At 51.6% G+C, this 25,343-nt stretch carries 19 protein-coding genes and 1 pseudogene; 9 read left to right on the forward strand and 11 right to left on the reverse strand.

All coding sequences use genetic code 11. The features are described 5' to 3' along the window. The first annotated feature begins 17 nt into the window (after window positions 1–17). Both V2S86_RS16560 and V2S86_RS16565 read left to right on the forward strand, forming a co-directional pair. A complete protein-coding gene (locus V2S86_RS16560; RefSeq protein ID WP_330763339.1) occupies window positions 18–653 on the forward strand; it encodes a carbonic anhydrase in 636 nt (211 codons plus the stop codon). 473 nt (window positions 654–1,126) lie between these two features. Next, complete coding sequence (locus V2S86_RS16565) at window positions 1,127–1,894, forward strand: hypothetical protein (protein WP_330763340.1); 768 nt, start codon at window positions 1,127–1,129, stop codon at window positions 1,892–1,894. Window positions 1,895–1,935: 41 nt separating this feature from the next. On the opposite strand, the gene V2S86_RS16570 is transcribed toward V2S86_RS16565, so the two are convergent. Next, window positions 1,936–2,637: a hypothetical protein gene (locus V2S86_RS16570; protein WP_330763341.1), complete on the reverse strand. Its 702-nt coding sequence runs from the start codon at window positions 2,635–2,637 to the stop codon at window positions 1,936–1,938. 294 nt (window positions 2,638–2,931) lie between these two features. Here V2S86_RS16570 and V2S86_RS16575 point away from each other — a divergent pair, with 294 nt between their 5' ends. From V2S86_RS16575 to V2S86_RS16595, 5 genes are all read left to right on the forward strand, one after another. Next, on the forward strand, window positions 2,932–3,180 hold the full coding sequence (locus V2S86_RS16575; protein WP_004953056.1) for a helix-turn-helix domain-containing protein: 249 nt from the start codon (window positions 2,932–2,934) through the stop codon (window positions 3,178–3,180). 2 nt (window positions 3,181–3,182) lie between these two features. After that, window positions 3,183–4,481, forward strand: a complete 1,299-nt coding sequence (locus V2S86_RS16580) for a type II toxin-antitoxin system HipA family toxin (protein WP_330763342.1) — start codon at window positions 3,183–3,185, stop codon at window positions 4,479–4,481. A 569-nt stretch (window positions 4,482–5,050) separates the two neighbouring features. Continuing rightward, a complete protein-coding gene (locus tag V2S86_RS16585) occupies window positions 5,051–6,283 on the forward strand; it encodes a metallophosphoesterase family protein (protein ID WP_330763343.1) in 1,233 nt (410 codons plus the stop codon). Between the two features lie 4 nt (window positions 6,284–6,287). After that, window positions 6,288–8,054: an ORC-CDC6 family AAA ATPase gene (locus V2S86_RS16590; RefSeq protein WP_330763344.1), complete on the forward strand. Its 1,767-nt coding sequence runs from the start codon at window positions 6,288–6,290 to the stop codon at window positions 8,052–8,054. Then, window positions 8,044–9,018, forward strand: a complete 975-nt coding sequence (locus V2S86_RS16595; RefSeq protein ID WP_330763345.1) for a hypothetical protein — start codon at window positions 8,044–8,046, stop codon at window positions 9,016–9,018. Before V2S86_RS16590 ends, V2S86_RS16595 begins: the two co-directional genes overlap by 11 nt. Window positions 9,019–9,088: 70 nt before the next feature. Here the strand turns inward: V2S86_RS16595 and V2S86_RS16600 are convergent, their stop codons facing one another. The 5 genes and pseudogenes from V2S86_RS16600 to ascF all read right to left on the reverse strand — a co-directional run bounded on the left by V2S86_RS16600 (window position 9,089) and on the right by ascF (window position 14,159). Beyond that, window positions 9,089–10,204, reverse strand: coding sequence for an HNH endonuclease (locus tag V2S86_RS16600; protein WP_330763346.1), 1,116 nt, complete (start codon window positions 10,202–10,204; stop codon window positions 9,089–9,091). A 257-nt stretch (window positions 10,205–10,461) separates the two neighbouring features. Continuing rightward, window positions 10,462–10,779: a hypothetical protein gene (locus V2S86_RS16605; protein WP_041416718.1), complete on the reverse strand. Its 318-nt coding sequence runs from the start codon at window positions 10,777–10,779 to the stop codon at window positions 10,462–10,464. Between the two features lie 84 nt (window positions 10,780–10,863). Beyond that, window positions 10,864–10,914 (reverse strand): annotated as a pseudogene (locus tag V2S86_RS16610) (hypothetical protein); the annotation flags it as partial. 218 nt (window positions 10,915–11,132) lie between these two features. After that, on the reverse strand, window positions 11,133–12,563 hold the full coding sequence (locus tag V2S86_RS16615; protein ID WP_330763347.1) for a 6-phospho-beta-glucosidase: 1,431 nt from the start codon (window positions 12,561–12,563) through the stop codon (window positions 11,133–11,135). 150 nt (window positions 12,564–12,713) lie between these two features. Then, window positions 12,714–14,159 (reverse strand): PTS cellobiose/arbutin/salicin transporter subunit IIBC, encoded by a 1,446-nt coding sequence (gene ascF, locus V2S86_RS16620; protein WP_119804566.1) that lies wholly within the window; start codon window positions 14,157–14,159, stop codon window positions 12,714–12,716. Window positions 14,160–14,444: 285 nt separating this feature from the next. Between ascF and V2S86_RS16625 the strand changes: the two genes are divergently transcribed. Then, complete coding sequence (locus V2S86_RS16625) at window positions 14,445–15,479, forward strand: LacI family DNA-binding transcriptional regulator (RefSeq protein WP_330763348.1); 1,035 nt, start codon at window positions 14,445–14,447, stop codon at window positions 15,477–15,479. Here V2S86_RS16625 and V2S86_RS16630 read toward each other — a convergent pair. Further along, complete coding sequence (locus V2S86_RS16630) at window positions 15,476–16,243, reverse strand: AraC family transcriptional regulator (protein WP_330763349.1); 768 nt, start codon at window positions 16,241–16,243, stop codon at window positions 15,476–15,478. The two genes, V2S86_RS16625 and V2S86_RS16630, sit on opposite strands and share 4 nt — an antisense overlap. A gap of 104 nt (window positions 16,244–16,347) precedes the next feature. On the opposite strand from V2S86_RS16630, the gene V2S86_RS16635 reads away from it, so the two are divergent. After that, window positions 16,348–17,517, forward strand: a complete 1,170-nt coding sequence (locus tag V2S86_RS16635; RefSeq protein ID WP_330763350.1) for an MFS transporter — start codon at window positions 16,348–16,350, stop codon at window positions 17,515–17,517. A 3-nt stretch (window positions 17,518–17,520) separates the two neighbouring features. Here V2S86_RS16635 and V2S86_RS16640 read toward each other — a convergent pair whose 3' ends face one another. The 4 genes from V2S86_RS16640 to V2S86_RS16655 all read right to left on the reverse strand — a co-directional run bounded on the left by V2S86_RS16640 (window position 17,521) and on the right by V2S86_RS16655 (window position 25,273). Further along, entirely contained in the window at window positions 17,521–18,291 is a 771-nt protein-coding gene (locus tag V2S86_RS16640) for a thioesterase II family protein (RefSeq protein ID WP_330763351.1), read from the reverse strand. A 70-nt stretch (window positions 18,292–18,361) separates the two neighbouring features. Further along, window positions 18,362–19,099, reverse strand: coding sequence for a tryptophan 2,3-dioxygenase family protein (locus V2S86_RS16645; RefSeq protein WP_330763352.1), 738 nt, complete (start codon window positions 19,097–19,099; stop codon window positions 18,362–18,364). Further along, complete coding sequence (locus V2S86_RS16650) at window positions 19,096–19,908, reverse strand: cyclase family protein (protein ID WP_330763353.1); 813 nt, start codon at window positions 19,906–19,908, stop codon at window positions 19,096–19,098. Before V2S86_RS16650 ends, V2S86_RS16645 begins: the two co-directional genes overlap by 4 nt. Further along, window positions 19,895–25,273: an amino acid adenylation domain-containing protein gene (locus V2S86_RS16655; RefSeq protein WP_330763354.1), complete on the reverse strand. Its 5,379-nt coding sequence runs from the start codon at window positions 25,271–25,273 to the stop codon at window positions 19,895–19,897. Before V2S86_RS16655 ends, V2S86_RS16650 begins: the two co-directional genes overlap by 14 nt. Between the last annotated feature and the right edge of the window lie 70 nt (window positions 25,274–25,343).

The following is a 25,343-nucleotide window of genomic DNA, read 5'->3' on the forward strand; positions in this document are numbered from 1 at the left end:
GATCCAGAGAGCGTGCTATGCAACATATCATTGAAGGTTTCCTCAGCTTCCAGAAAGAGATTTTCCCTCAGCGTCAGGAGCTCTTCCGCAGCCTTGCCTCCAGCCAGAACCCTAAAGCGTTGTTTATTTCGTGTTCTGACAGCCGCCTGGTGCCGGAGCTTGTGACCCAGCAAGAGCCGGGGCAGCTTTTCGTTATCCGCAACGCAGGCAACATCGTTCCTTCCTTTGGTCCGGAGCCGGGCGGGGTGTCGGCGACCATCGAATACGCGGTGGTGGCACTGGGCGTTACGGATATCGTGATTTGCGGCCACTCGAACTGCGGCGCCATGAAGGCGATAGCGTCTTGCCAGTGCCTTGACCCGATGCCTGCTGTTGCCCACTGGCTGCACTATGCGGACGCGGCAAAAGCGGTGGTAGAGAAGAAAACCTGGGATAGCGAAACTGACAAAGTTAACGCTATGGTTGAAGAGAACGTAATAGCCCAGCTAAATAATATTAAGACTCACCCGTCCGTTGCCGTTGGTCTGCGCAACAACGGCCTGCGTCTGCACGGCTGGGTGTACGACATCGAAAGTGGCGAGATCCGCACGCTGGATAAAAATACCAAGAATTTCGTTTCGCTGGCGGATAACCCCGACGTTCACTTCGAATAACGTGATGCCTGGTCTTGGCGATGATATTGAATCCACGCTCCGGCGTGGATTTTTTTATGGATAGGCCTAATTAGTTGAATGTAATTAATAATGTTCTTTATCTGTTCAGAATGCTGAATGAAGCACGGGAGATAGCCGATCTCAGGTTGAATGAATACAATAGAACAGTGAGCGATCTCATTAGTCCCTGAATAACCTGACGCCGGAAGAGTACCGGCTGATGGCTGAATTCGTAAAGTGCGAACAAGAAGCCACCGAAAGGTGGTTTTTTTGTGCCTGTAATCTGGTCGTCCCTCTTTTCTGTTTAAATCCTATTTGCCTTATCACGCTGTTTTATAAAGGATATATTTCATCCGATGTTGTGCTGTTAACCCAACAACAAGCTGCTGGCCATCTATGCGTATTGCTGTGTTTATATACAGCCATGGCATAGGATAGGCCTATCGCCAATCAGGAAGAAGGCAGGGAAAAGCATGAAAATTCTTAAGTACGTTTTATGCGAGCGCAATGAAGATTCTATCACCGTAAGAGGAGATCGTAGTGGTGGTGGCAATTTCGGCGATACCACTCATGGTGGTGCAGATAATGGCCGCGATAGTAACTCTGGCACCATCAATCGCAACGATAAAACCAATGATACCGAGTTTGCTTCTATCTATGCCGACTTGGAAACTTATGAAGCCAAGATCCCTTACATGTATGTCGATACCAATGGGCATGTGACGGTTGGAATTGGCACAATGTTGCCATCCGTTGCTGATGCACAACGTTTGGCTTTTAATAAGCCCAGTGGGGTACGTGCGACTGCTGCGGAAATCAAAGCTGAGTTCGAGCGGGTCCAAAGGGCATTTACCAAGAATAAAGCGGCAACCGCATATCACTCTCCAACATCTTTGACGTTAACAGAAGACACCATTAAAGAACTTGTACGTACGCATGTGGATGCCGACCGTATTTCGCTGCACAACCGCTATAGTGACTTCTACGATTTTAGCCTGGGGATCCAGGTTGCCCTGCACGATATGGTCTATCAGTTAGGGAGTGCCGGTTTGGGTAAATACGCCACTTTTAATAAAGCGGTGAACGACAAAAATTGGACTAAAGCGGCCGATGAGTCGAATCGCAAAGATGCCAATAAAGCGCGCAATGATGCGACTAAAAAAGCATTCACGGATGCCCAGGCAGTAAAAGATGCCGCCGAATGGCAACGTGATCGAGCTGCCCGTCGGTCCGAACGCTGATGTGACTTACTGACGATACCGCCCCTCCCAGGGCGGTATTTTTATGGGAAGACAATGGCTTCAGTTTCTACGCTGTAGCGCCCGTCTTTTTCCGGCTTCAGCAAAAAATAACGCGTACTGCGATAGGTCGCATTCTGCACGCTGAAGTTCTGCTGAACGACATAAACGTTTTTCCCGTTAGTGCTGGCCCGGCCCACGCCCAAGAAATCAATCGCATAATTGCCGTCACTGTTATCGGCCAGATTAAAGGCTCCGTCTTTTTCATCCACAAAATGGATGGAGCCATCGACAGCCTTCAATGATTTTCCTGCACTGACCTGTTTAGCTCTGAGCTCGACAGCTTCGTTGCTAATTGCCTGGTACATCAAAGCGGGCAAACGTTCCGGCAAGCTTGCTGGCGTACCGATAACCAACCCTTTTGGGCCGGTAGTGAATGAGCCAGCGCGCAGGCTGTGGTTGATCAGGCAGGCCCCCAGATACTGATTGAGCGTATTAAAATCCATCGCATTTTCGGTTTGCTCAACCGGAGCCCCGAACTGTTGGTATTTTTGGTAAAAGTCTGCACAGGAAGTGGCCTTGAGCTGTGCGTTTCCCGGCCCTTTGAAATAAAACTGACCTGAAAAGCCGCTGTCGCCGGCGAAAATGGACTGATCAATCTCGGCAGTGGAGAGCAAGCCTGCTTCAGCGCCTGAAAACCACGATATAAAGGGGACAACTAGCCATAACCTTTTCATGTGAGCCATTCCGTGTGCTTCCTTTTCAAAAAGATAGGTTGATAAGGGGAAAGACGCTTAGTGTGTGTGCCTGGATTATAGCGCGGATATTGGTTTGGAAAGCAGCAGATACAAGAAATTGGTGCGGGACGATCTTTCCCCCCCGTAATTCGGTATATTAAAAATTTTATCTATTTATATTCAATATATTAAGCTTAGTTATCCGCGATAGAGGATATGGTCATTTTTATCCCCTATAGGGGATAACATTTGCTTTATCCGCTATAGAGGATAATACTCATTTCATCCGCTTGGGAGGATAAAATGAAAATCACCTCGGCAAAGATGTTGGCGCATGCGCTACGCAATGAACGTAAAAAGCGTAACCAAAGCCAAAGTAAAACTGCTGACAGCATTGGGTTAAAACAGGCCACAGTTTCCGCGTTTGAAAACAACCCGGACGGCACGCGGCTGGAAACATTGTTCAAACTGCTTGCTGCGCTGGACTTAGAGCTACAAGTGACCCCGCGCGGTAAGCCGGTCGATCCCAAAACCTGGGATCAGGAGTGGTGAGCATGGAAAAGCTACGTGTGGCGCTGAATGGTACCCTTGTTGGGACGCTGGAAAAACACGCGGGCGGCGCGATGTCGTTTGTTTACCACGAAGAGTGGCTGGCACAAGCTGGCGCGCGCGCCATATCGTTATCCCTGCCGCTACAACCAGAACCGTTCCGCGGTGACGTGGTGTATAACTTTTTCGACAACCTGCTGCCGGACAGCGAGCTTATTCGCAGCCGCCTACAGGCGCGTTTTAGAACGGAAACCAAACAGCCTTTTGATCTGCTTTCCAGCATTGGCGGCGACTGCGTGGGTGCGATCCAGCTTTACCCTGAACATGCCGATGTGGCTTCGGTAAAGCAAGTGAATGCCGTGCCTGTCAGTGACGCAGAAATAGAGCAACTTCTGCTGGGGTACCGCGAGGCGCCGTTGGGCATGGGGCCTGATAGTGATGATTTCCGTATTTCTCTGGCCGGTGCGCAGGAAAAGACCGCGCTGCTTTGGTTCGGCAATCAGTGGTGTCGGCCACAGGGGAGTACGCCAACCAGCCACATCATAAAACTGCCCATTGGCCATATCGCGCATAACAATCTGGATCTCAGCGAAAGCTGTGAGAACGAGTGGTTATGTTTGCGCATTGCAGAACAGTTTGGCCTGCCGGTAGCGCAGGCTGAGTTGGCGCATTTTGGTGAACAAAAGGCTTTGATCGTTGAGCGTTTTGACCGGCGTTGGGCGCGGGATAACAGTTGGCTGATTCGTTTGCCGCAGGAGGATTTCTGCCAGGCTTTGGGCATTGCCCCTGCGCTAAAATATGAGGCTGATGGCGGGCCCGGTATTGCGGCTGCGATGCAACTGCTAATGGGTTCTCAGCAGCCATTACCCGATCGCGACACCTTCTTTAAAAGCCAAATCGTATTCTGGATGCTGGCGGCCATTGATGGGCATGCCAAAAACTTTAGCCTGTTCATTGAGCAGGAAACGGCCTATCGAATGACTCCGCTTTATGATGTGCTCTCGGGTTACCCCTTTATGCATGCCCGTGGCATCGCGCCGCAGAAAGCAAAAATGGCCATGGCCGTATTGGGGCAGAGTCGCCATTACCGTTGGAGCCAGATCTTGCCTCGGCACTTTATCTCTACCGCGAGAGCCGTAGGGTATTCTGAAGAGAAAACGCTGCAGGTGATGGCTGAGCTAAAAGCGCAAACAGAGCAGGTTCTCGCCAATGTGGAAGCGATGCTGCCGGACGATTTTCCCCGTTCTGTGAGTGATGCGATTTTCTCTGGGGTTCGGCGGCAGGCTGAGAGGTTGGTGGGGTAGGGGGAGTGTTTGTTATTGAATGGCGTAAAAATCAAGACACCATGTTAGGTGTCTTTTTATCTCTGCGATTTAGGTTTTCGTCATAAAATAAAAAACAGGTGATGAAACAGTTATGAAAAATAAATGCGACCTTCCTGCATCTTCAGAAATTGGTTGTTTGTCTATTAGCTAATTTCTAGCAGGGAAAAATAACATACATTGAACTTTGATTTTAACGGGAATGGGTTTTGCCGTTCGACCACATGGGCGTCATCGATTTAGCATTTGTTGATAAAATAGGTCCACATACCGAGCGCTAAAATATTTACTTACATATGAGATTCATAATTTCAGTAAGGGTTATTAAATATATGGAATGACTTTCACTTGAATGGATATTATCTCACGCGCCATGGTTTTTTAATATTTCGCATCATATAATTTAAATGTGAATTAATATACATGGTTTAATTGTAGCTAATTCCAACTTTCTACTACTTAAATAAATATTTTTTTATTTCAATATATTCTTGTTGATAATATGAAAGATAATGATAAAGTATAAGAAAATGGAAAAATCATGTAAATTTATGAAAATATTAATAATCAGTGACTTACATGTAGGAACTACTGCCCGTGCCAAGGACTTTTGTACGTTGAATGGTAATGCGTCCTCGGCAATAACTGAAAATTTTATAGATGATTTTAGAGAGCTGGTGGAGAATGAGAAGATTAATGCAACGCATTTATTAATAGCAGGTGATATTACAAATTCGGGAGAGACTCTTGAGTTCGAGATTGCAGCTGAAAGAATAAAAGAAATAATAACCATTTTGGATATTGATGTTAAAAATGTATTCTTTGTTCCTGGTAATCACGATGGTAATTGGGATCATGAGAGAGAATCTACTAGCAGGGGAGATGGGATAGAAAAATCTCGAGCTGCAAAGTATACAAATATAAAGAATAATGATTTTTTCTCATCTGTTTTAGATAACTCAAAGTTCTCGTCTTATTATAAAGATCCATTCTCTGCTATATGGGAGAGTAAAGAAATAATTGTTGTAGGTGTTAATTCTTCAGCCTATGATAGTTGTGATAAAAAAGTAAAGTTTGGTGAGGTTGATCTTAAGTGCTTAGAGGCATTAGAGAAAAAACTAATTGAAATAAAAAGTAGTAATGATCGTCGATTTAAAGTATTACTCACTCATCACCATCCGAAAATATATACAGATAGAACATTTCCTGATGCAGATCTAAGTCAGATGAAGAATGCAGAAGATTTCCTACATTTTGCTAGCAGAAATGAATTTGATTTTATTGTTCATGGTCACAAGCATATCCCTCGTTTTAATTATCAAATGGATTCTGATGGCTATTCCGTTAATATACTTAGTGCTGGAAGCTTTAGTGCACAGCTAAAGGACTGGCATAATGGAGTGGCTAATTTTTTTCACTTAATTGAACATCATGATTTTTGTCCTGAGAATAATTACTCTAGAGGTAAGTTGATTTCATGGTCATATTTTACAAATCATAAATGGAAACGTTCACAATATGATCGCGATTATATTAGTCATGTAGAGTATTTTGGTAACGTAGTATCTAAAAGTAAGTTGAAATCCACTTTAAGAAATGTTATTTGTGAATTTAAATCTATAAAAAATTACGTTAAATTCAATGATTTGGTTTTAAAGGAACCGAACTTAATGTACTGTAATAGAAGGCTATTATCTATAGCAATTGATGATCTATCTGAAGAGCTAAAGTATGAAGTGATGCCAAGTAGGAATGATGACTTTGTTCTATTATGGGCGGAATAGTATTATGAATTATAATGATCTCAGTACGATTTTTGAAAACTCAAACGCCAGAAGTTTGAATACCAAACAGCTTGCGAGTGAGTTTATATGGACAGAGTCATTTGACTTTCTTTTTTCAAGCCAAAACCAAGTTATTCTAGGTTCCAGAGGATCTGGTAAAACAGCTCTGATTAAAATGCTTTCGCATGATAATTTGAGCCAACTAGCTGACAACTATCCTAAGGCTAAAGAAATAATTGACTCCAGGACATTTATTGCAACCTATGTACCATTGAGAGTTGAATGGGTAAATTCTTTAAATAATTTTGAGGATAAAAAAGAAGAGTATTTTGTTTGGAGCCTCAATTTATCCCTGTGTGCTAAACTTCTTGATACAATAAGAAGTTGTATAGATTGTTATATATCAGATGAGTATCATCAATTAGTTGTTGAAAAAAATATATGTAAAAAAATTTCTGAGCTGTGGTTTTCCGATAATATATTTAATAACTTGAACTCTATAAGAGATGAGCTTGAGAATATTGAATATAAGAAAAATTTATGTTTTAATAAAGAATCAATGAATATTGAATTATCAATTTCTGAAAAGAAAATCGGTGAAAGCTTTCATACTACATTATTTAAACCATTTGAATTTGCTGCTAGAGTTGCAAAAAGAATATTAAATTTACCGCAGGAAAGCAAATGGATTATCTGTATCGATGAAGCAGAGTTTTTGGCTAAATCGCATCATAGAACATTAAATACTTTTATGCGTTCTGCCAGTGAACTTGTTTTTAAGATTACTACAATGCCATATAGACACCATACACTGGATACTGATGTTGACGCTAACATTAATATAGGCCATGATTTAGAGTATGTTTATATTGATAAGCTTGGAACCTCCCATCTTAATCAACAAACTTCCGACTCAGTAATACAGGATTTTGCAGAAAAGCTATTTTTGAATAGATTGAAGTTCCATGGAAAAAATGAAGTTTCCCTCGAAGATCTTGTAGGGAAATCTATTCTTAGTCAATCGACACCAAATATTGCTGAGTTAGATTATGTTATAAACCTGATAAATATACATTGCAATGAAGAAACAGTAAAAAGAGCAAAGGGACTTTATGAGAAAAATAAAGAAAAATTTGATGACGCAATTGTTAGAAAACTGCGTGGATTATTGTTATTGAGAGATGAATATAATAATAAATCAGGGAACTCGTCTTCTACATTATATTCTGGCGTTGCAATTATATCTAGATGTTCCGATGGTAACCCTAGGCGGTTGTTTCGGTTATTTAATCATCTCATGAGTAACTTGAAAGATCAGAAAAAAAGAATTGCTGACTCAAGTCAAAGTGAACGATTAAAAAGTTATTCATATAGAGAACTAGAGGTTATAAAATTCGAAAAGGATGGTCTAAAGGCCTTTGAATTTATAAATAAAATAGGGGGGTATTTTAGGGATAAAAGTTTAGTGGATAAAATAGGTACGGACACGCCCCAATCTTTTACTGTAGATAATACAGTTTCTGATGAGCATTGGAATAGTATAAAGACAGCTGTAGATTTAGGCTTAATTTACCCATATGTAAGAAAGGATAGAAATGCCAAATCACTATTCCCTTCCAAAGAGGGGAGATTCACGTTAGCTAATTGCTTGGCTCCGAATTTTAATCTTTTTCCTAGGGTCGGCAGATCAGTGAATTTTGAACATATATTGAAAAATACAAGAGCATATTCTAAAGAAGAACAAATGGAGCTTTTTGATAATGAAAATTAAGATAGTTGATATATCTAGAGCGGAAATGTTAAACTCTGAATATGACATTGCTTTCTTTGGTTTAGGCTATGAGCCTAGATGCACTTATGTCTCAAACATAATTGAAAAAAATAAAGTAAGTAGTATCATTACTTTTTCATTCATTGAAAGCAATAGTAATGATAATAGGATGGTAAGTTATGAGTCATTTTTAAAAAAATGGAAGAATAAAATACATATCTTAGAACTTGAACACTCTAGCGTTAAAGAAGTGTACGGGGCGTTAAATATCCATTTTGATACAATAAAAAAGGAGTGTATACACATACTAATTGACTATAGCTCTATGTCGAGAAATTGGTACTCAGCTATGCTTAATTACATCATTAAGTTTTATCCCAGAAAAGTAATAATTGACTTGGTTTATTCTACAGCTGAGTACCCTAAGAATGATGAGTTTTTAGATTTTGAACTAGGTGATATAAAAATTCTACCTGGCTGCGAAGGATCATCAATTACTAAGAAAAAGAAATGTGCTATTTTCATGTTAGGATTTGATAATCTAGGACCGCAAAGCTTCTTTAATCTTTTAGAACCTGAGTTGAGTTTTGGCGTTATCGCGTCCCCAGGAGCATTACCAGATTATGAAAAAATGGCTTTTAGTATAAATAGGGACTTTATAGATCATCAACTGTTTGAGGGGAAAAACTTACTTACATTACCGATTTCAAGTGTCGCGATTACTTTTGAGAGTTTATGCCAGTTAATCCAACCGCTTAGAGATGACTATAACATTTCAATAATCCAATTTGGTCCTAAGCCACATATAGTATCATCTACTTTGGCTGGAATTTACTTTGAAAATGTCAGCTGTATTTATAGCGAATATAATAGATCAAAACCTTTCGATGTAGTACACAGTGGGGAGTTGGTTATTTCTAGAATAATATCTGATAATGGCTCCGCTGATCCTCAATCCACTTGATTTTTGGAAGTGAGGATGTAAATGAAATAGAAATCATTAATGTAAATCCTCCAGCCAAGGAGAAAGATATCTATTTAAAATCAGCCTCTTTCAATTCCAACTTCACCATAAGATTCTTGTTAACGTCCATCCCATCAGCCCCACTATGGATCCGACGGTGGCAGGTAGGGCAGATAGCGCCTACCCACTGCGGGTGGTCGGGGCCTTCATCGGCCAGTCGTTTTGTGTGGTGGGGTTCTAAGTACGGCTCACCGTTGTTTTTCTTGAACGGCGCAGGCTGATCGCACGACTCACAGATGCCATTCGCACGTTGCAGAACGTATTTTTTCACGTCCTCACTGCGCTTGAACCAAGATTTCTTACTGTCGCCCTGCTGGCGCTGGCCCGTCATCATTGATGATTTTATCGCCTTGGCACGTAGCTGTTCGAGCGTTTCTTTCTTCGGGACTACTTCTGAAGTATCATTATCAACTTCTCGAGCAGAAGATACCGGGAATAGATTAAAAACTATCCCTTTCCTCATTTTATCTTTTTTATAGTCCAGGCAGTCAATGTAATCCCAAGTATCACATTCAAACATTCCAACGAATCTTACACCTTTATCTTTCTTATTATCTTCAAAGAGGAATATGTCTTCGCCATTCTCTTTGTGGTCACGGATGGCCTTATTACCTCTAATAAACTTCATATCATCTTTTTGGCCCTCTCCTGTGTAGGAGAAACTGCCATCAGCAGACCATCCATCCTTGTACCCATAAGCCTCACCACTTTCACCAGTGAAAATGAAGATGACGGGGAACTCTGTCGGCGTCCAGATGCCGCCCTGGAGTTGCCCACCATAGAGGTCGATGAGTTCTTTACGCGTGTACAGTTTACCCTTTACTAAGTGTTCAATAGGGTGTGGCGTTTCTACTATATCGAAACCGAGATTTTTAAGTGCTTGAATAGCTATCTTAGGACCGCTATTAGTTTTTATTTTTTCTAGTGGCTTTCCAAACTGATAAATATAAGCGGCCGCGACGATGACTCTGATGTCGTAACTTTCATTATTATAACGAAGTACGCATTTTTTAATTCGTTTGACGTTATATTTTTCCAGAAGAGCATCACAACCCAGTGCTTTATATTCTTCAATAGCCTTTAAAACAGCCTCTTTTGAAGATAACGTCTCTATCTTAATAGTCAAAACATCCCCCTCTCATTGCAGAATAGGTTCTGGGCAATGCGTGGGCTTACTGCCAGTAGGCGGTGGCCATACGTAGTCATCCAGCAGTTAGCTCATCGATTTATCGAATGCGTTAACTATGCCAGGCTAGGGGGAAAATGCCTACCTTGGTGAATGTATTTATCTTGATATGTAATCGAAATCTATGGGATTCTCTGGAGAGGATAAGAACGGCACCAAACTAATACCGTCCTTATTATTTTCATTTTTATCTTTTTTTAACCTGCCAGCTCCTGGCACTCCATCTCCCGAAGTGCACGGCCATAAAGGTTGCACAGGGCGGGCACCAAGTGAGCTGTAGCATTGAGGTAGTGATTCAGCTGTTCCCACTGGGTGTCGTCGGGCTGCGGGTTCTTTTGCATAAGCTCACCGAACAGCATCAGGCCATGACATAACCCTTCGGCCTGCTCGGCGGAGAGTGCGGCTAAATCTAAGAGCTGTGACGAGTCTAAGGTGCTGAGATCGAGCTGGTTGAACAGTTCGCGATAGAGGGTGAGGGTACTTGTGGCGGATTGTGAGGTGGAAATGTTTTCCATGTGGCTGTTCTCCTTAGTGTGGTGCGTTGCTACCACGTGAGACGCTAAACCCATGGTGGTAGCCCAAACGGAGTTAGCGTTACCGGACACTAAGGAAACCGGCGCTTCTTGCGAAGCCTCCGCCTGGGCCACCATGATTCTGGATGTTCAAAGCCCCAGCATTATATACATAATGCTGCTCAGTGTATGTTCGGAACGCTAACTCCGGCTGCGGATTGTGCCGCAGCCAGGAGACTATAGCGCTGGCAGAAAGGTGAAAAAATAGCCTGTATGGAATTACAGGGGCTTACTACTTAATCTGGAATCCAGCTCGCAACAATCACCTTCAGCGGCCCTTGCCGCCGCGAGCCCCATTACCCCAAATCCCCCCCATTGCTCGCAATCACCTTCTTGTACCACCAGAAGGATTTCTTGCGCGTGCGGGCGAGGGTGCCGTTGCCGTGGTCGTCGCGGTCGACGTAAACAAAGCCGTAGCGCTTGCTCATTTCCCCGGTCGAGGCCGCCACCAGGTCAATGCAGCCCCAGGTGGTGTAGCCGATCACCGGTACGCCGTCGGCGATGGCGTCGGCCATGGCGCGGATGTGCTCCCGCAGGTAGCTGATGCGGTAATCGTCTTCAATCTCGCCTGCGGCATTGAACTCATCGTGTGCGCCCAGGCCGTTTTCCACCAGGAACAGCGGTTTTTGGTAGCGGTCGTACATCATGTTCATGGTGATGCGCAAACCCAGCGGGTCGATGCCCCAGCCCCAGTCGCTGCGCGGCACGTGCGGGTTCGGCAGCGATTTCACCACATTGGCGGCGCTGCTGTTGTTGTCGTTCATATCGGCAGAGGCGCAGCGCGAGGCGTAATAACTGAAGGAGACGAAATCGACCGTGTTCTTCAGGATCTCGGTGTCGCCTTCCTCCATCGCGATGTTAACGCCTTTCTCGCGGAACACCCTGGCAGAGTAAGAAGGGTAGGCGCCACGGGCCTGCACGTCGATAAAGAACAGGTTCTCGCGGTCTTTCTCCAGCGCGGCCCACACGTCTTCCGGCTTGCTGGACCACGGATAGAAATTGCCGCCCGCCAGCATGCAGCCCACCTGGTTGGCGGGGTTCACCTCATGCGCGATGCGGGTCGCCAGCGCGCTGGCCACCAGTTCGTGGTGCGCGGCCTGGTATTTCACCTGCTCGGGGTTTTCGTCGGCCTCGAACACCAGCCCGGCGCCGGAGAACGGGCTGTGCAGCAGAATGTTGATTTCATTGAAGGTGAGCCAGTATTTCACCAACCCGTCGAAGGCTTCGAAGCAGGTGCGGGCATAGCGGGTGAAAAACTCCACCATTTTGCGGTTGCGCCAGGAGCCGTATTCGGTCACCAGGTGCATCGGCACGTCGAAATGGCACAGGGTGACCAGCGGCTCGATGCCGTATTTGCGGCACTCTTCGAACAGGCTGCGATAGAACGCAATGCCCTGCGGGTTGGGCGTCAGCTCGTCGCCGTTCGGGTAAAGCCGGCTCCAGGCGATGGAGGTGCGGAATACGCTAAAGCCCATCTCCGCCATCAGCGCGATGTCGTCGCGGTAGCGATGATAAAAATCGATCGCGTCGTGGCTCGGGTAAAACTCGTCTTCACGCAGGGTAAAGCGCTTCTCCAGGCCCAGCTTCACCGGCATGCGGTTGGCGCCATGCGGGATCATGTCGACCGTGGTCAGCCCTTTCCCGCCCTCCAGATAACCACCTTCAGACTGGTTGGCGGCCAAGGCGCCGCCCCATAAAAACCCTTGCGGGAATGTTAAGTCAGACATGCAATCCTCAATAATTACCCGTCATACTTGAAGCTGCCTCTGTGTTGGCTGCGCCCGCACACCCCAGTCACTTAGCTGACTAAGCTCCTGGGGATGTACGGCCTTGCCGTCGTGATGCAACTCTAATTATTTAGGGTAAAAAATAGTGCGTTAATGGGTCGCGTTAGCGGTATTCGCTGCAGGCGCAGTGGCCGCCGGGCTGGTTGCTTCGCTTTCCGGAATGTCTTCGAAGCCCAAAATCAGCGTGAGCACGAAAGACAGCACCACGGAAAGCACCATCACGCCGCCCACCCAGACAATGCTCATCGGGTTCGTCGGGTCAAAAAACTGCACGCTGGTGAACAGGCCGGGCGAGGCCATCGAATGGCTCGCCAACCCGCCGATACCGGCGACGGCGCCGCAGACGAAGCCGCTGATCAGGCTGGCGATTAACGGCCGTTTAAGCCGCACCGCCACGCCATACAGCGCCGGTTCGGAAATCCCCGCCACGATGGCGGAGGCGGCAGCGGCCAGCGCGGTCTGGCGCAGTTCGCGGTTTTTGGTTTTGAACGCTACGGCCAGCGAAGAGCCGCCGAGCGACAGGTTGGCGCCAATCTCCGAAGGCATCACCATGCCTTCTTTGCCGGTTTCGGCGATGGTCTGAATAATGGTCGGGGTGAACACGCGGTGCATGCCGGTCATCACCAGCAGCGGCCAGATGGCGCCCATAATGGCGACGGAAAGCCAGCCCAAATAGCCGTGCACGGTGTACACCAGCGCGGAGATACCGCTGCCGATCCAGATGCCGAGCGGGCCGATAAACACGATCGCGATCGGCGCGGCAATCAGCACAATCAGCATCGGCTTGAGGAAGTTCTTGGTCACCGCCGGGGTGATGCGATCAACCCATCGTTCGATATACGACAGGATCCAGGTCATCACCAGCGCCGGGATCACCGTATAGGTGTATTTCACCGCCGTCACCGGGATGTAGGCGAACTCCACGGCCTGGCCCTGCGCCGCCTTGGCCATCAGATCGATAAAGTTGGGGTGCAGCAGCACGCCGGCAATGGCGATCGCCAGCGACATGTTTGTTTTGAACTTCAGCGCCGCTGAAGCTGCGACCATCACCGGCAGGAAGAAGAACGCGCCGTCGCCGATCACGTTCAGGATGATCAGGGTCGAGGAGCCTTTTTCGAACAGGCCGGCCATATCCAGCATCATCGCCAGCAGCTTCACCATCGAGCCGCCGATAATGGCGGGGATCAACGGCGACATGGTGCCCACCAGCGCATCGAGAATGCCGGCGCCGATGCCTTTCAGGGTGATTTTGCGTTTTGCGGGCGCGGCGGCAGGGGGGTTACCCGGCAGGCCGAGCGCCAGCACCGCCTGGTAGGCTTTCGATACCTCGTTGCCGATGATCACCTGGCACTGTTCGCCGCTGTGCACCACGCCCAGCACGCCATTAATCGCTTTGAGCGCCGGGGTGTCGATCAGCGCCTTGTCTTTGACAACGAATCTCAGGCGGGTCATGCAGTGCGTCACGGCTTCGATGTTGCCGAGGCCGCCCACCGCATTCACGATTGCCTGCGAGATCTCTGTGTAGTTCTTCGGCATGAAATATCGTCTCTTAAGATATGAATTTGGATTGCCCAAAGGCGAATTTTTACTGCCTGGGCGATCCGCCGTTCCATCTCAATGAAACGCCCACAAGAAACCGGTTTCACAAAATCATGAAGATGTATTTTATTGTTGGCAAGAATTATGATTTTTTGGTTTTTCGTTTCGTGAGGTTGGTCACTTTTAGATCAAGGGCGCTCGCGCCGGCGGGCGTGAAAACATTTCAAACGGGGGGCGTCTTGGGTAGACTGCGCTCATCCAATGGATTTTGACGGCGCACAGATGGCAACAATACTTGAGGTGGCTAAAAAGGCCGGCGTTTCTAAGGCGACGGTGTCCCGCGTGTTGTCCGGCAGCGGCTATGTCAGCCCGGAGAAGCGCGAGCTGGTGGATAAAGCCATCGCCGAGACGGGTTATCGGCCCAACCTGCTGGCGCGCAATCTGGCGACCAAAACCACCCAGACCATCGGGCTGGTGGTCACCAACACGCTGTACAGCGGTAACTACTTCAGCGAACTGATGTCCCAGTCCGCCCGCATCATGGAAGAAAACGGCCGACAGCTGATCCTGGCGGACGGCAAGCACACCGCAGAAGAAGAAATGGCCGCCATTCAATTCCTGCTGGATCTGCGCTGCGACGGGGTGATCATCTACCCGCGTTTTCTCTCTATCGCGCAAATGGACGAGATCATCTCCCAACACAAACAGCCGATCCTGGTCATCAACCGCCGCTTAAGGCTGAACGACAGCTACTGCATTTTCAGCGATCAGCACGCCACCAGTGCCGCGGCGGTGGCGCACCTCATCCAACTTGGGCACCGCGATATTGCGTTCATCACCGGCTCGCTGGATTCGCCCACCGGGCTGGAGCGGCTCTCCGGCTACAAAGCTGCGTTGGCGGAGCAGGGCATTGCGGTCAATAACGCATTGATTGCCGAAGGGAAGTGGAATGCGCAAAGCGGCATGGCGGCGGTCGATGCGCTGCTGGCCGGCGGCCACGCGTTCAGCGCCATCGTCGCCAGCAACGACGAAATGGCCATCGGCGCCATGAAGCGGCTGGCGGAATGCCAAATCCCGGTGCCGTCCGCCGTGTCGGTGATCGGGTTCGACGATATCCCGCTGGCGCCTTACACCATTCCCTCGCTCTCCAGCATGAAAATGCCGGTGACCGAGATGATTAAGGAAACCATCAACCGCCTGGTGTCGATGCTGGACGGCGGCGAACTGAGCAAACGCCCGACTTTCCCGGCGAGCCTGATCCTGCGCGATTCGGTGGCGGCGGGGCCGCATTTGTCGGCAGAAAAGGCGTGCCGTTAACGGCGGATCAGCATATAGGCGCGCGGCGAGCTGCCGGTCATATTTTTAAAGAAGGTTGAGAAGGCGCTGTCGCTGGAGAATTCAAGCTTACCGGCGATATCCGACAGGCCGTATCCCTCCGCCAGCAGCTCGATGGCTTTGATCAAACGCCATTGCTGGCGCCACTGCTGGTAGCTCAATCCGGTCTCCTTGCGAAAGATGCGGCTGATGGTTTTCTCCGAAGCGCCGCTGTAGCGCGCCAGCTCATTGAGCGGCGGCACCTCCTCCATGCCGGCCAGTTGTCGTAAGCGGCGGTCCTTGGGCAGCGGCAATAAGGTCAGCTCGCGCTGCGCATGCCGTATTTCGTCCAGGCATACGGCAAGAAGATTGGCGCTGGGGCCGCTTTCCCACTGGGTGGCAAAGTCGGCGAGGGCGATCCGCTCCAGCACTTCCCGCAGCAAAGAAGAGGCCGACAGCACTTCCAGATGGGGCGAAAGGCCGGGGTAGCGCAGGTTGTCGAGATAAACCGAGCGATAGCCCGCCACGCCGGTAACCTGAACGCGGTGCACCACCTTTGGCGGGATCCAGGCAATGCGTGCCGGCGGCAGGAGGCAAATGCTTTCATTGAGCGTGATGCGCATACAGCCCCGTTGGCTGAACAGCAACTGCCCCATGTGGTGCCAGTGCGGCCCGGAATCATGCTGCGCCAGCTCGGCCGCAATGCCTAACACGCTATTGTTGATCGCATCGGGATCAAATTCGTCCTGTGCGCTGAGCCATGCCATAAGTGTGTCCGATTTTATAAGTTTTTTGTCTTTTATATTGTAATGGTCGGGGCGGGGAAGGTGCTACTTTGTGGCCTACTTTCTTTTTGGATACGGGATGTACCATGCAACGCAGACTGACCCTCACCCTGGCGACACTGATGATGATGTTTCCCCAGATTGTGGAAACGATCTATAGCCCGGCGCTCACGCACATTGCCGACGGTTTTCACGTCAGCGCGGAGGTCGCGGCGCAAACCCTGTCCTGTTACTTTTTCGCTTTTGCATTCGGGGTCGTCGTTTGGGGCCGTTTGTGTGACGTGATCGGCCGGCGTCCCACCATTTTGGCCGGTTTGGCGCTGTATCTGCTGGCGTCGATCATCGCCATCTTCAGCACCAGCTTTACCCTGCTGTTGGCGGCCAGGGTGCTGGCGGCGTTTGGCGCGGCGGTGGGCTCCGTAGGCACTCAGACCGCCATTCGCGACCGGTTCGACGGCTATGAGCTGGCGCGGGTGTTTTCCGTGATGGGGATTGCGATGGCGGTCAGCCCCGCGGTGGGGGTGTTGAGCGGCGCCCTGTTGACCCATTACTGGGGCTATCAGGGGGTGTTCGCCGGGTTGGCGGCGTTGGCCGCCTTGCTGCTGGCCTATGCCGCATGGCAGTTGCCGGAAACGCGCCCGGCGCAGGTGGTGAAAAGTTCTTTCTTCGGCACGTTTGGCCGCATGGCGAAAGACGGCGATATCTGGCGCAGCGCATGGCTGGTGGCCCTGTTCAACGTCTGCATGTTCAGCTATTACCAACTGGCGCCGTTTCGGTTTGACGCGCTGGGCATTCCGCCGCAGTGGTTTGGCTATACCGGGTTGGTGCTGGCCGCCGGCGTCGGGATCGGCGCGGCCATCAACAAGTTTCTCATCGCCAAACAGTGGCTGTTTACGCCGTTGCTGATACTGGCCTGCGTATTGGCGCTGATCGGCGGCGGCCTGGTGTTCCTGTTGGAGGATAAGCTGTGGTTCGTGCTGCCGATGATGCTGGTGGTGATGGCCTACGGTATCGCGATCCCCAATATTCTGGCGCGGGCGCTGCGGAATTATAAGGATTGCATGGGCACTGCGGGCGCAATCCTTGGCCTGATGTATTACCTGATGCTGGCGGCGGGGCTGGTGCTGGCCGGGTTGGCGCAGCGGCCGGGCATCGTGCTGATGGCGAGCAGCGCCTGCGCGCTGCTGCTGGCGTGGACCGTGGTGCGCGGCGAACGCACCGCCACATTGGGTAAACGCCATAGCGAGCAGGCGTAACCCTCAGCGGGGAGTTGGCGGGGCGGTCAGCGGGCCCGCCAGCCAGGCATGAAGCGCCTCTATCACCGCATTGCGCTGTTCGTTCAAAAAGAGGTGCCTGCCGGGGAAGCGTCGTTCATGCATTTCGCCCCCGGCCAGCAACCGCCAATCCGCCAGATCCTGCCTGTCGACCCAAAGATCGTCCTCGCCATAAAAAACCGCCAGCGGGATCGGCAAATGTGTTTCCCGTGGGAAAATAAGCTGGCTGGCAAGCAGGAGATCGGCGCGGATCAGCGGTAAATAGGCGTCAAGCAGGTCGGCGCTTTCGTCGGTGATTTCAGCCGTTTGCCCGGACTCGTGAAGTGTTTCAATCAGCGCGCTGCGCGTCAGGCGCAGCAAATGACCGTGCTTTGCCGCGTAGGGTGTGGAGCAGGCGGACACGATCAACCCTATGGGCGGCAGCCGGGCTGAGAGTGCGGTCGCCAGGGCCAACCGGCCGCCAAGGCTGTGGCCGAAAAAGACGCAGGGTTTGTCCTGCAGGGGGGCCAACGCCTGCTGCAGTTCGGCCACCAGCCTGCGGTGCTGGCACGCCGGCGCTTCGTCCGCCCGCTCTTCACGCCCGGGATATTGCATGGCGAACAGCTCGATGTCCGGGTGCAGCAAACCGCTCCAGGCGCGGAAGGTGCCGGCGCTGCCGCCGGCATGAGGAAAGCAAATCAGCCGCAATTTGCCCTGGCGTGTGGGAGTCAGCGCTTTCAGGCATCGCTCGGCTCCCCGGAAGGGTATGGTGTGCATGGCAGGTTAATCGCCGTTCAGGATGAAGGGGAAGGGGATCGCGCGATCCCCGGGTTCTCGGCTAAGGCGATCAGTTGATCGCCTCCCACAGTTCGTCAAAGATCGGCGTAAACAGCGTGGATTTCAGGTAATCGGAACCGGCGGAGCCGCCGGTGCCTTTACGTTGGCCGATGGTTCTTTCTACCAGCTTGACGTGCCGATAGCGCCATTCCTGCAGCAGCGAGTCCAGATCCAGCAACTGATTCAGCAACAGCGACTCGCTGGAAGCTTCCTCCAGCACGGTTTTTATGATGGCCTTGAAGGACTCGGCTTGCTGTCCCTGGCGATCGTTGAGCAGCAGCAGGTGGCGCTGAACCGCTTGCCAGAGCGAGATGGGGCGAATGATCGCGCCAAGCATTTTCTGAATGGCCGGATCTTCACCGTACTGCTGCAACTTTTTACCGTTCGCTTTACCCAACAGCGCCTCAATGCCCGCAAATTGGTAGGACTGAAATCCGCTGGCAGAACCGAGGTAACCGCGAAATCTTTGGAACTCATGGAATTTCAGCGTGAAAATCACCTCAATCTGGTTCACCACGGTTTTCGTGATGGCGTTGATGCGGATCAGCCCGTTGTTGGCGGCGGCTATGTCTCCGTTTTCTATCAGATCGATAAGGCAGTGGAGCTCATCGATCAGCTGTTTGAACCACAGTTCATACGTCTGATGCGTAATGATGAAGAGGTTCTCGTTGCGGTGTTCGCTCGGCGGCGAGGCCGGTTGCTGCAAAGCGAGTAGCTGATTTAACTGCAAATAACGTGAGTAATTCATGCTGCGTCATTCCCTCGGGAGAACGGAAACAAAATGGGTTTGCTGGGGAGGGCGTCGCCCGAACAATCCGGCAAATGCAATGACAGGAAATAGCTGCCGGCCGGGGTTGCCGGCGAAACCTGCGCCATTTCCGTTACGGAGCAGCGCAATCTTGCGCGCGCCTCCGCCGTCGGCAGGCCCATTCCCCAAAAGCGGCGGTGGTTGTCCATCCTGCCGCCATCGTGCAATCGGTCAATCGAAGGCACATCAACCAACAGGTGATGTACGCCAAGCTCGACGATGCGCGCCATCGCCTGGTGGCTGAAATAAGGCGGTATTTCATCCGCCAGCCGCCAGCTCGGCGCTTTGGCGGCGATCACCAACGCCTGAAGATAATGCGGCGCCACCTGCGACAAGGCATCGTCGATCGCCGCGCGGGTAATGATCAGGTCCGTTCCCCGGGCGCTCGCATTATAAGTTTCCGACATCTCGCCCGCCCTTTGCAGCGGCACCCGAATCAGCGTGGCGGCAATGAATGGCTCGAAAACCAACTCTGCCACGTTATGTTCGCCAGGCATGATGTGCCCGGCGCACTCCGTGTGGGTGCCGTGACAATGCGGCACCAAAGAGATGCGGGAGGCATTGCACGCCCCCCCATGCTCTACGCTGGCCAGCGAATCGCCGTAGCGCAAGGGTGCTGCGCTCGCCGGTGCCACGCCGTAGATATTGGTTGGGTTGTCGCCCAATTTCAGCATGGCGGACAGCGGGATCCGCTCATGGTGATGCACCCGGTGCCGCCGGCCGCGGTAGGTCACCTCAATGCACTCCATCCGCTTCCTCCCTGGTTTTGGTGAGCGCCAGCGCGGTCAGCTCGCGAATTTGGCTGTGCAGGATGAATTCGCGAATAGTGAGGGAAATGTGCATCGCTTGGCGAATGGCGTGCAATAGCCGTGGGATCTGCAGCGAGTTGCCGCCCAGGCTGAAAAAACTGTCCGTCACGCTGATGTGTTCCTGCATCAACACGGCTTGCCAGATTTTCTGCATGGCGTGTTCCGCCTCGCTGGCCGGCGGCACGTAATCCGTTTCGGAGGCCGAGTAGGTTATCGTCGGGGCAGGTAGCCTGCGAACGTCGATCTTGTTGTTGTTGGTCAGCGGGAAAGCGGACAGCACCATAAAGCTGGAGGGGATCATGATGTTGGGCAGCCTGCTCTTCAACGCCGCGCGCACGGATTTCTCGTTTAACTCCGCGCCGGGCACCATTTGCAGGTAACTGACGATCCTGGCGTTATTCCCTTCTCCGACGATCAGGCTCAAGGCATGCGCGATGCTATCCATGGCGGATAAATTGAGGTCGATCTCGCTGAGCTCAATGCGATGGCCGCGAATTTTTACCTGGTGATCGTTACGGCCCAGGTATTCCAATTGCCCACGGCTGTTGAAGCGCGCGATGTCGCCGGTTTTATACAGGTAACGGACGGCACCAAGGACCTGGCGTTTGATGAACGCCTGGGCGCTCAGCGCACCGTTGTTCCAGTAGCCCGGAGATACGCCGGCGCCGCCCAGGCAAAGCTCGCCGAAAGCGCCGCTGGGCACCAGGCCGCCGGTCGAGTCCATGATGAAAGCCTCGGTCATGTTTATCGGCGTGCCGATGCAGGTGCTGTCGCCCTCAAAGGTCAGATCGGCACAGGTTGACCAGATGGTGGTTTCCGTCGGCCCATAGACCTGCAGCACCTGAGTGGCGATGCGCCGCAGCTGTGAAAGCAGCGCGACGGGCATTTTTTCGCCGCCGCACAGCACCGTCAGCGGCCGGCTGCCCGCCGCCGGTAAATGGCTGACGATGGTGCCCCAGACGGTCGGGGTGGCCTGAATGACGCTGGGTTGTTGCTGCTCGATAAAATGATAAAGCCTGACGGGATCCATGGCGGTTTCCCGCGGGCACAGCACGACATGGGCACCCGAGACCAGAGAGCAAAACAGTTCCAGGCCGAAAATATCGAAACTGATGCTCGTCAGGCTCAACATCTTGTCAGCAGGCCCCAGGGCCAACCGGTCGGCAAAGTCATTGGTGAAATTGTTCAGATTACTGTGACTAATCATCACGCCTTTCGGGTTGCCGGTAGAGCCTGAGGTGTACATGATGTAAGCCAGCGGATCCTCTTCTCCGTTCGAACGCGTTTGCTCAACGGCGGGGCGGGCAGACAGTATTGACTCGAAAGTCACGTGCGGGCAATCCGTCGGCACCGCGGTGTTTGCTTCGTCGGTGACCAGGATTTTCGTTCGCGCATCGTCAATCATGTATCGCACGCGATCCGCCGGGTAATGGACATCAATGGGAATATAGTATTTGCCGGCCTTGAGCGCGCCGAGGATCAGCGCCGCCACCCTGCAGCTCTTTTCCATCATAATGCCGACAGAAAACGCGTTGCTGTCCAACTCGCTCAGGTAATGGGCGATATGCTCTGAGAGGCGCCACAGTTGCTCGTAGCTGTAACTCTCTTTTTCGCAGCTCACCGCCGGCAAATCCGGCTGCCTGCGTGCCAGGTCATGAATTTGCTCGATCAGCGTCCCGCGCGCGCTCTGCGTCGTATTGCTCGCCAGCTGTAAAAGCCGGGTTTGCTCCGCCTCGCTGAGTGGGTTGATAGCGGCAAGCGCCATCGAGGGGGATTGCGTCAGCAGCTGATGCAGTACCTGTTCATAATTGTTCAGCATCATCTGCAATCTGGCGGCGTGGAACAATTCGCTGGCGTAATCAATCTCAATGCTGATGCCGTCTGCGGCCAGACTGAAGTTCCAGGTCATGTCGAACATCGAGAAACCCGAAGACACCGGCAATTTTTGCAATGAGCAGTCATGGAGACCTGCCTGGCACACGTCTCCGGCGTTTTGCAGAATGGCCATGATTTGGAACAGCGGGTTTTTGTTCGATACGCGCTCGTAATCAAGCTGGTGGAGAATGCGGTCGAAGGACAGCTGTTGGTGCCGATAGGCGCCCGTACAGGTTTCCGTCATTTTACCGATCAGGGTTGCCAGGGTGTCATCCGCGCTCAGCACCGTGCGCAGCGGTACGGTATTGACGTGGAATCCGCTCACCTGCTCGAGGTAAAGGTTGTCGCGCGCGGCGATGGCGCTGCCAATGACAATATCGTCTTGGTTGGTGTATTTACTCAGCAGATAGGTCAGCGCTGCGGTAAGCAAAACGAAGGGAGTCGCGCCCAATACCCTGGCGCGCTGTTCCAGCAGCTCCGCGACGGCGGGATCCAACCGGCGGCCTATGCGTTCGCCGGCATGCGTCGGTGCCAGGGGGCGAGGCATGTCTAAGGGGAAATCCAACTCTCTGCACGCGTGCAGTTTTTGCTGCCAGTAGGCGATATCGCTCTCGAGGCGGGGTTCCCCGGCATCATTGACGATATCAATTGTTTGAACCTCGGGTACCGGCAGTGCGTAGGGGCCCCCGCCGCACAGATAATTGTATTGCCGCCAAAGATCGTTGAGGATGAGATCCTCACTCCAGGCATCAGTCAGAATGTTGTGTTTCACCCACACTAACACGTGGTGCTGGTCATGGTACTGCACCAAACGCAGGGTGACCGGCGGGCGGCGGGTAATATCGAAGGGGGCGGCGCAAAGCTGTTTCACCCTGTCTTCCAGAGGAGGATGCTGCCCGGTGAGGGTATGCCCGGCAAGGTTAATGGGAATATGCGGCAGCGCATGCTGATAGGCGATGCCCTGATCCTCGCCGAATTGAGTACGCAGGCTTTCATGTTTTTCATAAATGAAATTGATGGCCTGCTCGAACAGCGAAAGATTTAGCGGCCCGCGGATCTCCACCGCAATGGGCAGGTTATAACTGCAATCATCAGGATTCAGCGCGCTCAGGTACCACAGTAAATTTTGCTGGGGGCTGAGCGCCGCACGGCGTTGCTCGCCGATGGGGACGGCCCTGTCGGCGGAGACCGCCTTATTCTCAATATATTCCGCCAGTTTACGTATCGTATTGTTTTGGAAAAGGTCGGCGATATTCAGACGACAGCACAAATCCCGGGCGACCAGCGAAACGATTTTACTCATGGTAAGCGAGTGTGCACCCAGGCAGATAAAGTCCTGCGTGACGTCGGCACGGGTACAACCGATGGCCGCGGTCACGATGCGCTCCAGGATCACTTCCGTTTCGGTTTCCGGCAACGCCATATCGCCGTCATCGTCTTCTATAACCCAGTTTTCCAACTGCTGGCGCGCCACTTTGCCATTGGTGGTCAACGGCAATGCAGGCAAGAAAACGAAAGCGGTCGGAATGGCGGCTGCATGCAGCAGAGGGGCCAGCGAATGCCGCAAGCCATCGGCGGTCAGGGCCGGCGACGAGGCTTGCACAAACGCCACCAGCGCTTTGCCGGCGGTCTGCGGTTTGGCTACCACGCACACGCTTTCTACCTGCGGATGGGTGCGAATGGCCGTTTCCACTTCGCCAATTTCGATACGCACGCCGCGAATCTTGACCTGATGGTCTTTGCGGCCAATAAAAATAATATTGCCCTGTTTATCCCACTTGGCGATATCGCCCGTTTTGTAAATGCGTTCTTTACCCGGATTGCCGGGTAGGGCGATCGTGATGAATTTTTCGCCGGTCAATTCGGGCTGATTCAAATAACCGCGGGCAAGGCCGTGCCCGGCGATGCACAATTCACCCTCGAAGCCGAGGGGCTGCAGATTATTGTGCGCATCCAGGATATGGCAGCGGTAATTCTTCAGCGGTTTACCAATGCAGTTCCAGGCCACGCCGGGCTGATATTCGCACAGAGAGGTGGCGATGGTGGCCTCTGTCGGGCCATAGCCGTTGCACAGACGAGTCTGCTCCGCCCACCAGGCCACCACATCCGCCGGCGGTGCATCGCCCATCACAATCATCGATTTTAAACCGCGCCAGGCTTCACGTGGCAGCAATTCAAGGATGGCCGGGGTAATGGTGATATGGTTCACCTCGTGCCGCGCGAGGTAACGGAATAAGGCATCGGTTTCGGTATGCAATGACGTAGGCGCGAGGTAGAGCGTTGATCCGCTGATCAAGGCACCATAAACATCCCAGCCAAAAGCGTCAAAACCCAGAGAGGCAATCGACAGGACTTTACTGCCGGTTTCCAACCGCATGAAGTCGCGATGGTTTTGCGCGACATTGGCAAGCCCCTCACGGGTGATCATGACGCCTTTAGCTTTGCCGGTGGTGCCCGAGGTGTAACAGAGGTAAGCCAGGCCATCGGACGGCAGGGGAAGAGGTGACGCCGGCAGGGTCATTGCCGGGTAGTTAATGGTTGCCGGATCAATGCACGGCGCATTCCCCGCCTGCAGAAGAGTATCGGCCAGGATCAGCGTGGGCCGCACATCATCAAGGATATTCTGATTGCGGGTCGCCGGGGCCTGCGGGTCGAGCAGAACATAGGTCTTATTACTTTTCAGTATGCCCAGCATTACGATCGGCAGCAGGGCGGATTTCTGCATGGATACGGCGATAATGTCGTGGCCGTCTACGTCGCCGCGGTGTTCGAGCAGCCAACAAGCCATTCTGTCAGAGGCGTCATCGAGCTCAGCGTAGCTGTATTCTCTGTCGTCGGCATGCAAGGCGATAAGCGCAGAATTTTCCGCCGCCGTACGGCGAAACAGGGTGACGATATCTTGGGAAAGCAGGGCCGGCTCCGCGGTATCATTGAAGGACGCCAACTGGCGTATTTCATCAGGAGAAATGACCAGCGGTGCGGTAGCGGGATCGTCCTGAGAGATGAGCAGCGCGTCCAGATAGTCGGTGAAGCGTTGGAAACGGGCATCGTCCCCAGTTACCGTGACCAACACGCCATCGCCGACGGGGGCGAGGGTGATCATCGCATTGGCTTGCGCGTATCGGTTTTGTTTGAGAATGCCGGTTTCATTGAAGAAGAAATGCCGCAGGTTTTGATTCTCCGGCGTGACCTGATCTTCGGCAAGGGTGTGGAAGTCAGCTTCTTTTCGCCAGGTGACGAAACAGAGATCGGTCGCGCAACGCCCCTGGGTTTGGTCACCCAGGCGCTGTAAAAGCGTGACGATCAAAGCGCGCAGGCGTTCTGGCGGCGCGGAATAACATTTCTGGCCGATGCAAGGAGGCAAACTGATATTGTCAGGCAGTATGCCGCGTGACAGAGAGACCACTACGTCGCAGATTAAGTCTTTCAACTGCGCTGCGTTATTCCGTTGGCTATGTCGGGTATCGGGTATCAGGCTGCCGCACAGGTAGCCGGTTTTT

Origin of the sequence: Serratia sp. C2(1), from assembly GCF_036352655.1 — a bacterium.
GTDB lineage: Bacteria > Pseudomonadota > Gammaproteobacteria > Enterobacterales > Enterobacteriaceae > Serratia > Serratia inhibens.